16 protein-coding genes and 1 other RNA gene are annotated in these 14,558 nt (G+C 48.9%); 9 read left to right on the top strand and 8 right to left on the bottom strand.

The annotated features are described in order from the left end of the window. Positions 1 to 52: 52 nt before the first annotated feature. The 3 genes from pepF to AC1DF0_RS15590 all read right to left on the bottom strand — a co-directional run bounded on the left by pepF (position 53) and on the right by AC1DF0_RS15590 (position 2,620). Entirely contained in the window at positions 53 to 1,843 is a 1,791-nt protein-coding gene (gene pepF / locus AC1DF0_RS15600) for an oligoendopeptidase F (RefSeq protein WP_477574537.1), read from the bottom strand. A gap of 206 nt (positions 1,844 to 2,049) precedes the next feature. Then, the gene (locus AC1DF0_RS15595; RefSeq protein ID WP_442050537.1) at positions 2,050 to 2,232 is read right to left on the bottom strand and encodes a hypothetical protein; all 183 of its coding nucleotides are present in this window, start codon (positions 2,230 to 2,232) and stop codon (positions 2,050 to 2,052) included. 154 nt (positions 2,233 to 2,386) lie between these two features. After that, positions 2,387 to 2,620, bottom strand: coding sequence for a hypothetical protein (locus AC1DF0_RS15590; protein ID WP_307202023.1), 234 nt, complete (start codon positions 2,618 to 2,620; stop codon positions 2,387 to 2,389). Between the two features lie 170 nt (positions 2,621 to 2,790). Here AC1DF0_RS15590 and AC1DF0_RS15585 point away from each other — a divergent pair, with 170 nt between their 5' ends. Both AC1DF0_RS15585 and AC1DF0_RS15580 read left to right on the top strand, forming a co-directional pair. Then, a complete protein-coding gene (locus AC1DF0_RS15585) occupies positions 2,791 to 3,492 on the top strand; it encodes a methyltransferase domain-containing protein (RefSeq protein WP_442050535.1) in 702 nt (233 codons plus the stop codon). A 78-nt stretch (positions 3,493 to 3,570) separates the two neighbouring features. After that, the gene (locus AC1DF0_RS15580) at positions 3,571 to 3,768 is read left to right on the top strand and encodes a cold-shock protein (protein ID WP_307202019.1); all 198 of its coding nucleotides are present in this window, start codon (positions 3,571 to 3,573) and stop codon (positions 3,766 to 3,768) included. A gap of 121 nt (positions 3,769 to 3,889) precedes the next feature. On the opposite strand, the gene AC1DF0_RS15575 is transcribed toward AC1DF0_RS15580, so the two are convergent. Beyond that, the gene (locus tag AC1DF0_RS15575; protein WP_477574536.1) at positions 3,890 to 5,083 is read right to left on the bottom strand and encodes an MFS transporter; all 1,194 of its coding nucleotides are present in this window, start codon (positions 5,081 to 5,083) and stop codon (positions 3,890 to 3,892) included. Between the two features lie 138 nt (positions 5,084 to 5,221). Between AC1DF0_RS15575 and AC1DF0_RS15570 the strand changes: the two genes are divergently transcribed. From AC1DF0_RS15570 to pfkA, 3 genes are all read left to right on the top strand, one after another. Further along, the gene (locus AC1DF0_RS15570; protein WP_337101513.1) at positions 5,222 to 5,539 is read left to right on the top strand and encodes a hypothetical protein; all 318 of its coding nucleotides are present in this window, start codon (positions 5,222 to 5,224) and stop codon (positions 5,537 to 5,539) included. A 79-nt stretch (positions 5,540 to 5,618) separates the two neighbouring features. Continuing rightward, entirely contained in the window at positions 5,619 to 6,647 is a 1,029-nt protein-coding gene (locus AC1DF0_RS15565) for a tetraprenyl-beta-curcumene synthase family protein (RefSeq protein ID WP_477574763.1), read from the top strand. Between the two features lie 45 nt (positions 6,648 to 6,692). Further along, positions 6,693 to 7,661 carry a 6-phosphofructokinase gene (pfkA, locus tag AC1DF0_RS15560; RefSeq protein WP_337101514.1) on the top strand — a complete coding sequence of 323 codons (969 nt, stop codon included), beginning with the start codon at positions 6,693 to 6,695 and terminating at the stop codon, positions 7,659 to 7,661. Positions 7,662 to 7,735: 74 nt separating this feature from the next. Here pfkA and AC1DF0_RS15555 read toward each other — a convergent pair whose 3' ends face one another. From AC1DF0_RS15555 to AC1DF0_RS15545, 3 genes are all read right to left on the bottom strand, one after another. Then, the gene (locus AC1DF0_RS15555; protein WP_442050533.1) at positions 7,736 to 8,932 is read right to left on the bottom strand and encodes a putative glycoside hydrolase; all 1,197 of its coding nucleotides are present in this window, start codon (positions 8,930 to 8,932) and stop codon (positions 7,736 to 7,738) included. A gap of 145 nt (positions 8,933 to 9,077) precedes the next feature. Next, a complete protein-coding gene (locus AC1DF0_RS15550) occupies positions 9,078 to 9,272 on the bottom strand; it encodes a hypothetical protein (protein WP_337101516.1) in 195 nt (64 codons plus the stop codon). Positions 9,273 to 9,420: 148 nt separating this feature from the next. Continuing rightward, positions 9,421 to 10,218 carry a YitT family protein gene (locus AC1DF0_RS15545; RefSeq protein ID WP_442050596.1) on the bottom strand — a complete coding sequence of 266 codons (798 nt, stop codon included), beginning with the start codon at positions 10,216 to 10,218 and terminating at the stop codon, positions 9,421 to 9,423. 196 nt (positions 10,219 to 10,414) lie between these two features. On the opposite strand from AC1DF0_RS15545, the gene cshA reads away from it, so the two are divergent. The 4 genes from cshA to AC1DF0_RS15525 all read left to right on the top strand — a co-directional run bounded on the left by cshA (position 10,415) and on the right by AC1DF0_RS15525 (position 13,910). Next, positions 10,415 to 12,028 (top strand): degradosome RNA helicase CshA, encoded by a 1,614-nt coding sequence (cshA, locus tag AC1DF0_RS15540; RefSeq protein ID WP_477574535.1) that lies wholly within the window; start codon positions 10,415 to 10,417, stop codon positions 12,026 to 12,028. 204 nt (positions 12,029 to 12,232) lie between these two features. Continuing rightward, on the top strand, positions 12,233 to 13,027 hold the full coding sequence (locus AC1DF0_RS15535) for a DUF624 domain-containing protein (protein ID WP_475821393.1): 795 nt from the start codon (positions 12,233 to 12,235) through the stop codon (positions 13,025 to 13,027). A 47-nt stretch (positions 13,028 to 13,074) separates the two neighbouring features. Then, positions 13,075 to 13,258, top strand: a non-coding RNA gene (gene ssrS / locus AC1DF0_RS15530) — 6S RNA. Positions 13,259 to 13,520: 262 nt separating this feature from the next. Continuing rightward, a complete protein-coding gene (locus AC1DF0_RS15525) occupies positions 13,521 to 13,910 on the top strand; it encodes a DUF1499 domain-containing protein (RefSeq protein ID WP_337101519.1) in 390 nt (129 codons plus the stop codon). A 111-nt stretch (positions 13,911 to 14,021) separates the two neighbouring features. On the opposite strand, the gene tpx is transcribed toward AC1DF0_RS15525, so the two are convergent. Further along, a complete protein-coding gene (gene tpx, locus AC1DF0_RS15520; protein ID WP_442050531.1) occupies positions 14,022 to 14,540 on the bottom strand; it encodes a thiol peroxidase in 519 nt (172 codons plus the stop codon). Positions 14,541 to 14,558: the final 18 nt, after the last annotated feature.

Raw genomic sequence — 14,558 nt, 5'->3', positions numbered from 1 at the left:
CCGGTAGACGCCTTGCGGCTCTCGGATAGTCCCTTTTTATGCCCAATCAATGTTACTTCGTCAACTGCTCCATCTGTCCGATCAGCTCTTCGAACACGCTCATCGCTTGCTCGATCGGCTCTGGCGAAGACATGTCTACGCCGGCTTTCTTCAAGATGTTGATCGAGAAGTCGCTGCCCCCGCTCTTCAGGAAGCCGAGGTAACGATCGACGGCAGGTAACCCTTCTTCAAGAATTTGCTTCGAGAAGCTCGTCGCCGCGGAGAAGCCCGTCGCGTATTTGTACACATAGAAGCTGTTGTAGAAATGCGGAATTCGCGCCCATTCCATCTCGATATCTTTGTCAATGACCATTCCCGGTCCGTAATAGTGGACGTTCAGGTCGTAATAGATTTTGTTCAGCTCTTGCGGGGTCAGCGACTCGCCTTGCTCGACGCGCTCGTGAACGATTTTCTCGAACTCGGCGAACATCGTCTGGCGGAACACCGTCGTACGGAATTGATCCGCATAATACGTAAGCAGGTACATTTTTTCCTTCGGATCGGTCGATTTCTTCAACATATAGTCCATCAGCAGCGCTTCGTTCAGCGTGGATGCCACTTCTGCTAGAAAGATCGTATATTGCGCATCCCGATAGTTCTGATTGTTGTCAGAGTAATAGGAATGAAGCGCATGGCCCATCTCATGGGTGAGCGTGAACATGCTGTTCAAGTTGTCGTTATGGTTCAACAATACGTAAGGATGCGTGCCGAAAGCTCCCCAGCTGTAAGCGCCGCTGCGCTTGCCTTCGTTCTCATACACGTCGATCCAGCCGTTATCGAAGCCGTCTTGCAGCACGTTCAGGTAATCCTCGCCCAGAGGTTTCAAGCTTTCTTTGATCGTTTTCTTCGCTTCGTCATACGTAATGTCCATCTTGAACTCCTCAACGAGCGGAGCAAACAGATCGTACATATGAAGCTCTTCAAGGCCTAACAGCTTCTTGCGAAGGTCCATATAGCGGTGCATCAGCGGGAGATGCTTATGGATCGTATCAATGAGATTCGTATAGACGGACTGCGGGATGTTGTCGCCATAGAGAGACATATCGAGTGCAGAATCGTATTTACGCGCTTTGGCATAAAAAATATTTTTGGTTACGTTAGCGCCCAAAGTAGAAGCGAGCGTGTTTTTCAGCTTGCCGTACGTATCGTACATTGCTTTGAACKCATCACGTCTAACGTCTTGATTTTTGCTTTCGAGAAACTGTATGTAACGGCCATGCGTCAGCTCGACTTCTTCGCCGTCCTCGTTTTTCACTTTAGGGAATTTTAAGTCCGCATTGTTCAGCATGCCGAAGATCGTGCCGGGAGCGGAGCTGACGTTGCCCACTTGAGCAAGCAGCGCTTCCTCGTTCTTCGATAGCACATGCGCTTTCTGACGGCGCATTTCTTCCAGCGTATGACGGAACTTCGCAAGCGACTCGTTGCCAATCATCGCTTCAAGATCATTATCGGATAACCCAAGCACCTCAGGTGTAATGTAGGACAGCGCTTCGCCGGTTTCGACGCTAAGCTTCTTCGATTTGTCGGAGAGAGCTTGGTACACAGGCTCTGCCGTATCCTCGTGATGCTTCATATTCGCGTATACGTACAGGCGTTCAACATGCAGCGACAATTCATCCTCTAGCTCGAAGCAAGCTTTGAGCTGAGCAGGGTCGGCAAGCTTGCCTTCGAAAGCGGCTGCTTTCTTAATCAAACTCTTCGCTTCCGCGAACTCGCTATCCCATGCTGCTTGATTCGCGAAGAGATCCTCCAGCTTCCATGTTGTTTCTGGCGCGGATTCGGAACGTTTCGGAACGTGATTCATCGAACTCCTCCTTGGTATCGAAAAAGTAGATTGCGGCTTGGCTTCGGAGTTTGGCTTCGTGCTCGCATATGCGTGAGCTGCTCCGTTGCCGGGTATTAAGCTTAAAGCTACAAGCAATGGGAGCCATTTCACCCGTTAATCACCTCAGGCACAGTTTTCCATTAACATGCCCGGGCGCCCCCGTGAATATGTAACAACCGCTTAGATTAAGCGGAGCCCATTGTAAAGAACGCATACACAATAAGGAAAAAAGCGAATGCGATGAAAATAATCGAGAAGATGGCCATGCCGCGGCGCAAACCAGGCGACAATGTATCCTTCTTCAAGACAACAAGGCCCCCAAGGACAAAGGAAGCAATGATGAAAATAATAGTAGCTGTTGGATCCATCCCGAAGCTGCTCCTCCTCTATTCAAGCGACAAGCATCATGATGCGGTGCGCAAATCGAAGCTTGCTTGTGCTTTATCGTTACCTATGCGGACGCTTGTAACGTTATGTTCGCCGCATAGGACATTTTTTCCTGCTGCTGATTAATCCTTTAACTTACACTTCTTTGAATGCAGCCATAATAGCGGCAAGCTCGTCTTCCTTGCCGACGAAGTCGGAAGGACGGAAGCGGTTCTCGGCCCAATGCAGCATTTCCGGGCGGCTGACGAATGTATGGCAGTCCTCACCCCATTGGTCGGAAATTTCTCTGACGATCAATGTTTTGCCTTGAACCTCGACAGTCAGCATATTGTATTTGTCTGTTTTGTAAATTTCGTGCTTTTTGAACATAAATTTTCCACCTTCGAATAGTTAATTATGGTATAGTTAACATCATGCCAAATCACAAGCTATAAAGCAACATCGTTAAGCAATAATACGGTGTCAGCGATTAGACGACTGGCATGAGATGAGTTCAGATGAGAAGAGATTAGATGAGACGAGACGAGGAGAGTGTCAAGATGAGTCAAGTAAAGTATGAGCAGATTGGGGTCGCTATGACCTGCAGAGGATATGAGGAATATATCCGAATGTTCGATCTGAATGAGAGTGACCTTGCATGCGGTCCTGTACTGGATGTTGCGGCAGGGGGTTCCTCTTTCACGGCAGAGGCTAAAGCAAGAGGTTATGAGGCATGCGCGGTTGATCCGCGATATGGGAACGACGTGACGAGATGGGTCGAAGAGGCCAGAGAAGAGATTGGCACTTCTACTGCAAAGCTTGCCAAACTCGCTGATATATTCGATTGGAGCTATTACGGCTCGATCGATCAGCATCGTGCCGGACGAGAGGCATCGTTATTGAAGTTCGAAACGGATGTGAATGACCCGAGTGGACAATCCTCCTATGTGTCAGGCAAACTTCCGAATCTGCCTTTCGCGGATGGAACATTTTCGCTTGTGCTGTGCAGCCATTTCTTATTTTTATATGCGGAGCAATTCGGCCTTGAGTTCCATAAGCAGGCGATTGCCGAGTTAATGCGTGTTACGAAGAAAGGCGGCCAGATTCGCATCTATCCGTTGCAAGCGCTGAACTGGGAGCCATTCGCCCAATTAGATGAGCTATTGACCTTTACCCGGGCGAACGGAGGCAACGTACAATTATTGCCCTCCAAGCTTCCTTTTATACCTAAAAAAAGCGATTTTATACGGATTTCACATTAATTGCAATCGCCTAAAGTTATCGCTATAATGATTCTACTCGCCGTTAATAACGGCGGTCATCTTTAGGAGGTTGTTCAATTGAAAGGTACAGTTAAATGGTTTAATGCAGAGAAGGGTTACGGCTTTATCCAAGTCGACAATGGAGAAGATGTATTCGTACATTACTCCGCCATTCAAAGCGAAGGGTTCAAGGCGCTTGAAGAAGGTCAAGCGGTCGAGTTTGACATTACTGAGGGTAACCGCGGGGCTCAAGCGGCCAACGTCATTAAATTATAAGATCGACGCTTCTTATAATAGGGTATGACCGTGTTACATCTGTAAGGTATAACAAAGAAGCGGCTGAACGTGGGGACTTATCCCTCGCTCAGCCGCTTTTTCTTATTATGGCAGTAACCCGCTACCGCTCATCACTATAATAATATTTCGCAAAGAACCCTACCGCCGCGACCATCGCAATGATGGAGCCCATTCGGAAGAAGCTTTCCCTGCCGAACTGCTCGTAGATGAATCCTCCGAAGAAGCCGCTAATTGCGCCGGCAAGTCCTGTCCATACGACGGCATATACCGCTTGACCAGATGCGCGGAATTCGTCGGGGATAATTCTAGAAATGTAACGAAGCGCCGTCGAGAAATAAATGCCGAACGTGATGCTGTGCATCGCTTGAGCTGCAAGCGCCCATCTCGGATCTTGAATATCGCTTACGAACCATAAGCGGACCGCATACATAATCGAAGCAATCATAAGGAGCGGAAGTTCCTTGAACTTATGACCATATTTGCCGAGCAGGAACAGAACCGGAATCTCGCTTAGCGAGGACATAAGCCATGACAGGCCAACTAAGGAGTCGCTTGCCCCTAAGTGCCTCATCGTTACAGCCAAGAAGCCCTCATTCATTCGGTGAGGAATCGAGATCGCCAAGACGAGCAGAAAGAAGATAACGATATTACGCTGCCGCAGCAGCTTGAAGAAACCGGAAAAATCCATTTTGCGTGAAGTCGCCTGGTAGTCCTTCAGTCCAAAAACAAGACAAAGCGTAATCGCAATCGTCAACAATGCGAGGGGCATCGTCCAGTTTGACCCAATTTGCTTCAATATGAGTCCAAGTGAATAGGCAGTTGCTGCAAAACCAAGTGAACCGAATATACGAATAAGAGCATAAGGTTTGCCGGTATATTGACTGGATAACAGGATAAGGCTGTCTGTCAGCGGGTTAATTGGCGTCTGAAAAAAATAAAAACCCATCATAACGAGGCAGACGACCGCAAAATGTTCAACTGGAAGCAGGATCGATATCATGACGAGCTGGCCGAACAGGAGCAGTATGAGCAGCTTCTTAATCGTTCTCAGCTTGTCGCTCGCCATGCCGAATAAAATGTTGGCGAAGATCGACATAAGCGGGCCGATCGCATAAATAATGCCGATCTGCTGCTCCGAGTAACCGCGCTCTAAAAAATACAGCGGTATGAAGGACACGATCATCGCGGCTGTCGAATAGGAGAAAAACGTATACGTTCGCAGTGCAAAAATTTCTTTGCGGGCTGTGGCTGAGGTTGCCGGTCTATCAGCCTCGGAAGTTCCGGAAGTTTCCATTGGTGTAAGTCTCACTCCATCTCTATACGATTGCTTAATCGTCATTAATTATAGCATGGCTCTGGAAACCGACCAATTTGATTTTTGAAGCTGGATTATTGTGTATCGAAATGGTACATTTAGATGTGGAGGTTTACAATGGGGGAGTATCGATTTGATTGGAACGAACGGCTTCGCATTAGCCTTCCCATCCTTGAGAGGGATTGGGAGCAATACGAAGTATCCGAGCAAATGAAAATCATTGAGCAATGGGAGTCGATAAGGGGAACGATTCCGGATCGCGTCATCGAATTCGAACGATTGATTAACGGGAAGCAGGCAGAGCTGTTCGAGGAGCATGATTTTGATAAATGCTGCGAATTGAACTATGAAATTGCCGAATATGCAAGCCGGATTAACGAATTGCATATATGGTACCGAATTAATCAAGAGATGGAATCTCGTTGGCATTCATGAAATGGAGTTCGAGGAGGATCCCATCTTGCGTGTAACGACTCTTTCAAGCGGACGCGTGCCCCAGAGCCCGATAAAGCTCATGCATCGCGTATACAAATATGTGCTGCCAGGTGTTGAGAAGGAGCTGAAGCTGCTTCGCGCTCGCGCAGAGGCTATCCCCGACGAGGAGCTTAGGAGTCAGGCTCTAAGCAGTATGGAAAGCAAAAAGTTTCATTGCCAAGGCGGCGCCGTATATGCAATCGTAAGTCTGGAGCATCGACATATTTTGATTCCGCTAATTGTATCACTCCAGACGATTAGCGATTATTTGGACAATCTATGCGACCGAAGCACATCGCTTGATCCTGATGACTTCCGTCAGCTTCATCAATCGATGCTGGATGCGGTTAATCCCGCAGCTCCGCTTCAAGATTATTACAAGTATCGTAAAGAAAACAACGACGGCGGTTATCTGCATCATTTGGTGCTAACCTGCCAACGAATGGCGTCTAGCTTGCCTTCCTATTCGAGCGTCGAGCCTTATGTTACCGAGCTTGTTGCGCTTTATAGCGACTTGCAAGTCTATAAGCATATTCGTAAGGATGAACGTGAGCCGATGCTGCTGAGTTGGTGGGAGAAGCAGATGAGCAGTTGCCCGGACCTGAAGTGGAATGAGTTTGCCGCTGCTACAGGCTCCACGCTTGGGATGTTCATGCTGTTCCTGGCGGCGACAGAGGACAAGTTGTCCTCTGTCGATGCTGCCGCGATTAAGAGCGGTTATTTCCCGCACGTTTGTGCTCTGCATATTTTGCTTGATTACCTGATTGATCAGGAAGAAGATCAAGAGGGCGGCGATCTAAACTTTTGCAACTATTATGATAATGATAGTCTGCTCGTTGATCGGTTAAGCATGATTGTTGCTAGAGCGCGTGAGGATGTGAAGGGGCTGCCCGCTTCGCGCTTTCATCGCCTGATTATTGAAGGGCTGCTTGCGCTGTACTTATCGGATCCGAAGGTGCGGCATCAGCCGCCGGTGAGAGACATCTCGCGCAGGCTAATGAAGAACAGTCCGCTTACACGCCTGTTTTTCCTTGTCAACAGCATTTGGATTAGGAAAAAACAAGCTTGATATTATAACCAATACAATTACACAGTGAAAGTGGAGGAATGAAACATGTCTGCAGTCAAATCAATCGCTGTACTGACAAGTGGAGGAGATTCTCAAGGAATGAACGCGGCTGTCCGTGCTGTCGTGCGGAGCGCGCTGTTCCATGGGCTAGACGTATACGGTGTACAACGGGGTTACCAAGGGTTGCTTAACGACGATTTGCGCCAAATGGATTTACGCAGCGTAGGCGATATTATTCAACGCGGCGGCACGATTCTGCAAACGGCTCGCTGCAAGGAGTTTATGACGGCGGAAGGTCAGCAACGCGGCGCGGAAGTGCTTCGGGCAAGAGGAATTGACGGTCTTGTCGTTATCGGCGGAGACGGCTCATACCAAGGCGCGAACAAGCTGAGCAAGCTCGGCATTAAGACGATGGGTTTGCCGGGAACGATCGATAATGACATTCCGTTCACGGATATGACGATTGGTTTCGATACGGCTGTAAGCATCGTTGTCGATGCTATTAACAAAATCCGCGATACGATGTCTTCGCACGAGCGTTCATCGATTGTCGAGGTTATGGGACGCCATTGCGGCGATATTGCTTTGCACGCTGGTCTTGCTAGCGGTGCGGAGACGATTCTTGTTCCTGAAGTTCCGTTCGATCTGAACGAGGTTGCAGATCGTATGAAAACAAACTTTGCCAAAGGCAAACGCCACAGTATTATCGTTGTTGCGGAAGGCGCTGGCAAAGGGGAGGACGTGTCGCAGAAAATTACCGATTGTTGCGGCATCGAGCCCCGTGTTACGGTACTTGGACATATTCAGCGCGGCGGCACGCCAACCGCTGTTGATCGTATTCTTGCAAGCCGCTTAGGCGACTTTGCCGTTAGCCAGCTGATGGCTGGCATATCTGGCAAAGCATGCGGCGTCGTTCGCGGCGAGCTTGTGACGACAGACATCGATACTGTCGTCAATTCCAAGAAGCCTTTCAACATGGACATGTACGAGCTGGCGCTTCGTCTATCGCAATAAGAGCTTTGTTCACACAGCATAAAAGGCTGCACTCAACATCCGGAGGATGAAGAGTGCAGCCTTTTTGGTTTGGTTCATTTGTAATCGACGTTCGGCGAATACTTATTGCCTGCATTCCACAGCAGGTACTCGTTAACGTTCGAGTCGTGCAATGCCTTGATTTGCGCTTCGACCTCCGCTTTGCCATATTTCATGAATTGGCCTTTGCCGAGCCAGCTAGCAGTGAAGTCTTGAATCCATGGCCGAATGATCGGTTTCAGCTCCGCCGTGCCTTCAAGCTTCTTATGCGTATCCTCCATAGCGCCCTTGATAACGGCGTAGGGGCTTAGATCGGGATACTTCTGCTTGAACCAGCCTGTACTGTAATGGCTCGGGTAGATCATCGGCGAGATGACATGCACGTCATTCGATATTTTCACGAAGTCTTGTCCGATTCCTTCCGCTGCCGATACGGAGGCCGCATACCCGAAGATATCGACCGATACGCGAACGCCGAGCGGCTCGAGCTGTTCTCTTGCGTATTTGACGAAGCCGGCGACTGCGTCAACGCGGCTAAGTTCCGACTTCGTAAAGGTGAGTGAATCCGCCTTCTTATCGAAGCCTTCAGGGAAACGCACATAATCGAACTGTATTTCCTTGAAGCCGAGTCGGGCCGCTTCCTTGGCGACCGTAACGTTGTAGTCCCACACTTCCTTGCGGTAAGGATTCACGAAGCTCTCGCCTTTATTATTTTTCCATATTGTTCCGTCCTGGTGGAGGAATGACAGCTCTGGCTTCTTGCGGGCGAGCACCGTATCCTTGAACACAACGATCCGGGCAATCGGATAAATTTCATGTTTCTTCAGGCTTGCCATTAAATTTCCGATATTGCCGATGAACCGCTGAGGGGTTCCAACCTCGAGCAGCTCGGGGGTTGTTGTCGGATAGGTAATATAGCCGTTATCGTCCTTAATGTCGATGACCATGCTGTTAAGCTCGGTGCTGTCGACAAGCTTAATCAGCGACTCCATTCGTGCTCCGCCTGCGCTGTGCGCGGTTACGTAAATGCCCTTAATGGCCGGCGCCTCAGGCTGCGGATCTTGTTTCACGGCTGCGATGCCGCCTGTTCCGCCGGGAAGCCCGCTTAGGCCGGGAGAGTCGGGTTGTATAATCGTCTGACCTGCGGCAGCGTTTATGTATGCGGCGGCGAGCTGCTTAGCCGCCATGCTTTCTTCGCCGGAGCCGGTTAGCAAATTGTACAGCAGCAGTAAAGTTGATAGAATGATATCCACTATGTTCTCTCCCCGTTAGCTCTTCTGTACCCAAATTATAAAGCAGATTCCGCGGCTGGGTCATCATTTATTTTCCTAATAAGACAAAAAAACCTGCCGAGAGCGTTCTCGACAGGCGCATGGGTAATCTGTATATCCCGTATTGTCATTGCAGGAAAGCTTCTCTTTGATGCTCGCAAATACTGTGTTGCACGATTTCCATCGCGTCTGACGGCTCAAGTACAGCAAGTCCGTCCCGCAGCACAATGCTGATGTCCATCTCGCGTTCCGTGAGAAAAGGACTAAGCTCAGGTGCAAGCTTCTCCACAATTTGAGACAGTTTTACCGTTTCCAAATCCACCTTAGCATCACCCTTTCGTCGATCGATTGTTCAAAGATAGGGGAAATCCTATGGGAAAAGAAACCTAAACTACGGGTTACACACATTATAGCAGGATCATTTTCAAAAACATAGGGATACTCCATAAAATCCATATTCGCGTATATACTTAATCCTTCGGCTTGGAGAAGTCGCCGATTACGCCTACGGTTTCCACTATGTTAATGAAAGCATGCGGGTCGATGGAACGTATGGTTTTGCTTAGATCAGACAATTCGTACCTTGTTCTGACGGTCATCAGCATATCGCGCTCAGCCGCAGAGTAAGCTCCTTTCGTCTTAATAATGGTAATTCCGCGAGGATGGGTCAGCAGTCTCGCCAGAAGCTCCTCGGTTTTCGTCGTAATAATAAAGGCGGTAACTTTAATGTGACGAACGTGGATGATGTCGACAATCTTGCCTGCCGTATAGATGGATACGAGCGAGTATAGAGCTAAATCCCAATTTTTTGTGAAAAAAACCAGGATGGCGATGACGAGGCTATTGAGTACGAATATGATCATGCCAACCGGAAAGTCCCGTCTCCGCGTTACGATCGAAGCGATAATGTCGAACCCGCCGGACGATCCGCCGTAACGAAGCGAAAGTCCGCTCCCGAATCCGACGATAATGCCTCCGAAGACGGAGCCAAGCACGATATCTTCGGCGATTTTGACTACAGGCAAGATTTGGAGGAACAAGGTAGACGCAATGACCATATAAATGCTCCAAATGATAAATCGGTGGCCGACAGCGAACCAACCCCAAAGCAGTACGGGCAGATTGAGCAAGAAGTATAACAAGCCGATATTGCCTCCGGTAAGGTAGCCGATCATCATGGATATGCCAGATAAACCGCCGCTTAGCAGTTGATGCGGAATAAGGAATAAGTTGAAGCCTGCTGCAACGAGCAGCGCTCCGATCGTCATGACTGGAACGTTGTATAGATGCTGCAAAATTTGACGATTCAAGTCAGGACGCCTCCCTTGAAACAGACTAGACAAGCCGTTTTTTGTCGTATGTAGTATGGCTTTAATTGGTTTACTGGTATTCACAATTGTTTCTGTGCTATAATGATTTGGATATTCTTAAGTAGGCTGTAGATAGAAGGAGTTTGAGAAAAGTTTGAAAACATTTGCTGAATTTGGCTTGGAACCTAAGGTGTTGCAAGCAATTACTGAACTTGGATTTGAGGAATCAACCCCGATTCAAGACAAAGCGATCCCTATCGCACTGGCAGGAACCGATCTTATCGGCCAAGCACAAACAGGAACAGGGAAGACAGCGGCATTCGGAATACCGCTCATTAACAAAATTCCGACAAGCGAGGAACGCATTGTCGCATTAATAATGACGCCAACCCGTGAACTCGCTATTCAGGTGGCTGACGAGATCGGGAAGTTGACTCGATACAAAGGTCTTCGCTCATTGCCGATTTACGGCGGTCAAGAAATCGGTCGCCAAATCCGTGCATTGAAGAAGAAGCCACAAATCATTATCGGTACGCCGGGACGTTTGCTCGACCATATCAACCGCAAGACGATTCGTCTCGAAGACGTTCAAACGGTTATTTTGGACGAAGCGGACGAAATGCTGGACATGGGCTTCATGGAAGACATTCAGTCGATCCTGAAGCAAGTACCGGAAGAGCGTCATACGATGTTGTTCTCGGCAACAATGCCGGCTAACATCCAGAAGCTTGCACAACAATTTCTGAAGAATCCGGAGCATGTCTCGGTAATCCCGAAACAAATTACGGCTCCATCGATCGAGCAAGCTTACATTGAAGTGCATGAGCGTCAGAAGTTCGAAGCGCTTAGCCGCCTGCTCGATATGGAATCGCCTGAGCTTGCCATCATCTTCGGCCGTACGAAACGCCGGGTAGATGAGCTGAGCGAAGCGCTTCAGAAGCGTGGCTATTCCGCTGACGGCTTGCATGGCGACTTGTCGCAGAACCAACGTGACAGCGTTATGCGTAAGTTCCGTGACGGAAGCATTGACGTGCTTGTTGCAACAGACGTTGCGGCACGCGGTCTCGACGTATCCGGCGTAACGCATGTAATCAACTTTGACCTTCCGCAAGATCCGGAGAGCTATGTTCACCGTATCGGCCGTACTGGCCGCGCAGGCAAAGAAGGAACAGCATGGTCGTTCGTAACGCCGCGCGAGACGGATCACCTTCACTTCATCGAGAAAATCACTCGTCAGAAGATGAACCGCAAGCCGCTTCCTAGCATTGCAGAAGCAATCGAAGGCAAGCAACGCGTAACAGCGGAGCGTTTGCTCGAAATCATCAACAACGATGATTTCAATGAGTACAAAGCCATCTCGATCCAACTTCTCGAGCAATACGATTCGGTTCACCTGCTTGCAGCTGCAATTAAATTGCTGACTGGCGAGAAGAAGAACGTCGATATCGAATTGACGCCGGAAGAACCGCTTCGCGCTAAGAAGCGTAGACCGGATGTTCGTTCCAACGGCCGTCCATTCAATCGCAGCGGCTCCTCCTCCTCTTATGGCGGCAACCGCAGCGGTGGTACAGGCGGAAGCAGCGGCGGCGGTTATCGCGGACGCGATGACAGACGCAGCAGCGCTGGAAGCAGCAGCGGTAGCAGCAGCTCGCGCGGCGGTTATGAGAGCCGTGGCGGAAGCGGCGGTTATGGCGGCAAGCGCAGCAGCGAAGGCCGCAGCGACAGCCGTCGTCCGAAGAGCAGCAGCGAAGGTTTCGTCAACAATTAATTGTGTCTAAGCTATGAGCTGCGCTAAGACAAAGGCAGCCAGCGCTTCGCGGTCATTGAAACCGGGGAAGTCCGTTATGCCCGGCGGGCATTCGGGTTTCCCTGGTTTTTTATTTCGCAAAACGTTGCTTTACGTCGCTTTATAGGACGAGTTAGCCGTTTCACCTTGCATTCTTAAGAATGGACTTATCTGGAGGCAGATCAAATGGAACCAAGAGGACTAATGGGGGGATTTTACCGAATCTCCGAATGGATTATGCGTTTAGCGGTAATTAATGTATTATGGTTGGTCTGCTCAATACCATTTGTGTTTTTTGCCTGGACACTCCTTATTGCTGGAACGGGTACGGAAGCCGAAATGCTTAGCCAAGTGTATATGACACTTATATTCATGGCTGTCGTTGCGCCGTTCACGTTGTTCCCTGCTACTGCAGCGATGTTCGCCGTCGCGCGTAAGTGGGTTACGGGTGAAGTGGATGTTGCGTTGTTCAAAACCTATTTCCGCAGCTATAAGGAAAATTACAAGCAGAGTATGTTGGGCGGTATTATCTACACGCTGCTGCTCACTATTATGATTGTCGATTTTATCGTGTACCGCGAACAATTAAATCTATTGTCGTACATTTTCGTCGCATTTCTTATTTTGCTCGTCGTATCGCTGTTCAACTTCTTCTCGATGCTCGTCCATTATCATATGAAAACGTTTCAATTGCTGAAGAACGCCGTATTGATCACGATCGGAAGACCATTCCGTTCCTTGTCCACGGCGATTATGGCCGGAGCTGTCCTGTACTTCAGCACGAGATTTACGTTTCTTATTCCGTTCTTCATGGGGAGCATCATCGCGTACTTATCGTATTGGAACTTCAACTTGATTTACCAGAAGCTCCAAGACCAAGCCGAGAAAGCAAGGCTTGCTGAGGAAGAAGCGGCAGAGGAAGCGGCAGAACTTGATCGAGTCGATCTGATTAAGCATGATTCGGACAACTCCAACAAATAACAACCTGTCAGCGTTTACTTTTGCATCGCATACGTCTATAATAACAATACATCCTGCGATGTTCGTTTCGGCTTTTCGTTGTTTTGAACCAATGGCTGTTTCACGGGAGACCTAGATTGGAACGCGGCTGACAAGCCCTCGAAAGGGGATCTCAAAAGCGTTTCTGCGGACACCCACCTGCGAGAGCAGGGTTCAGAAACATGTAAGTCGGACGGCATAGGCGGGTTTCTTATTCAACCAAAGGGAGCTTTTGCCGGAGAGATCCGGTGAATGCTCTTTTTTCATACGAAACATGAGTAAATGCCAGCGAGCATAGCGTATATCGTTTACGCTTAAATTCTAAGTTAATAACGGATGCCTCGTTATTATTGGCTTAGAATTTTCCGCGAAACGTAAGCTAACGCCGCAATGACGGCGTCTGCCGTTTACGCTCGGGACAAATCATGGTATCATAGAGAGTAATGTACATAGATTTCGGAGGGGGAGATCGTTGTTGTTGAAGCGGACCTTTATCGGGCTGCTGCGCAGTCATGAACAGACAGGCGACAGAGCCAAGGATCCAATGCTGAAATCTCATTTCTACAAGCTCTCGAAGGAGAAGGCTTGGGAGGAAGTTATATCGACTCTTAAGAAGATGCAGGGCTACAAGGTATTACATGAGGTGCAATCTGTAGGAGAGATCGTACTGGAGAAGCGTACAGCATTCGGCAGAACGATGGACATTACCGTTTCCGTCATCAGCGTTAATCCGCTTACCTCGGCTGTCGACATCTATTCGGCATCGCGCGGCTCGCTGGGCGACCTCGGATCGAATTATAGGGTTATTATAGACCTCTATCGGACGCTGGACAAAAAACTTTCGGCGTTCAAAGTATCAAGCTAACGAACATACATGTTTTAATTAAAAAATCAAAAACAAAGCGAGGAAGGATGTCCTTCACTCGCTTTGTTTGCGGTCATGCGCCTATTGCGTTATGGATGAATATCGCTTGTCTTATAGAAGGGCTTTGACAGCGCTAATCGCTTGCTCGTAGTTCGGGTGCTCTGTCATTTCTGGCAAGTACTCAACATATTGGATCGTATCGTTCGCATCGATTACGAAGATCGAACGCATATCGAGACCCAATTCTTTAATGTATACGCCGTAAGCTTCGCCGAAGCTGTGCGCTTTGTAGTCCGAGAGCAGAACGACTTTGTCAACGCCGGACGCGCCGCACCAGCGCGACTGAGCGAATGGCAAGTCTACGCTTACCGTTAGAATAGCGACGTTCTCGCCCAAGGAAGCTGCTTCAACATTGAAGCGGCGCGTCTGTGCATCGCATACGCCTGTGTCGATCGAAGGAACAACGCTGATTAGCTTTACTTTGCCTGCGTAGTCAGCAAGCGATGCATTTTCAACCAAGTTTTTGTTAATGGAGAAGTCTGGAGCTTTGTCTCCAACTTTAAGTTCCGGGCCGATAAGTGTAATTGGGTTGCCCTTGAATGTTGCAACGCCTGTACGTTCCTGTGACATGTGTAATGTCCTCCTCGA

The sequence above is a fragment of the Paenibacillus sp. 05T425 genome, from assembly GCF_056396205.1.
The sequence above is the reverse complement of the archived record's forward strand: the minus strand, read 5'-3'. Positions and strand labels throughout refer to the sequence as shown.

Coding starts and splice junctions, on each gene's coding strand:
- AC1DF0_RS15575 (WP_477574536.1), bottom strand. CDS start 5,083: ATGGAAACTTCCGGAACTTCCGAGGCTGATAGACCGGCAACCTCAGCC.
- AC1DF0_RS15535 (WP_475821393.1), top strand. CDS start 12,233: ATGGAACCAAGAGGACTAATGGGGGGATTTTACCGAATCTCCGAATGG.
- AC1DF0_RS15595 (WP_442050537.1), bottom strand. CDS start 2,232: ATGGATCCAACAGCTACTATTATTTTCATCATTGCTTCCTTTGTCCTT.
- tpx (WP_442050531.1), bottom strand. CDS start 14,540: ATGTCACAGGAACGTACAGGCGTTGCAACATTCAAGGGCAACCCAATT.
- AC1DF0_RS15585 (WP_442050535.1), top strand. CDS start 2,791: ATGAGTCAAGTAAAGTATGAGCAGATTGGGGTCGCTATGACCTGCAGA.
- AC1DF0_RS15565 (WP_477574763.1), top strand. CDS start 5,619: ATGCATCGCGTATACAAATATGTGCTGCCAGGTGTTGAGAAGGAGCTG.
- AC1DF0_RS15570 (WP_337101513.1), top strand. CDS start 5,222: ATGGGGGAGTATCGATTTGATTGGAACGAACGGCTTCGCATTAGCCTT.
- AC1DF0_RS15590 (WP_307202023.1), bottom strand. CDS start 2,620: ATGTTCAAAAAGCACGAAATTTACAAAACAGACAAATACAATATGCTG.
- pfkA (WP_337101514.1), top strand. CDS start 6,693: ATGTCTGCAGTCAAATCAATCGCTGTACTGACAAGTGGAGGAGATTCT.
- AC1DF0_RS15545 (WP_442050596.1), bottom strand. CDS start 10,218: ATGACGATCGGAGCGCTGCTCGTTGCAGCAGGCTTCAACTTATTCCTT.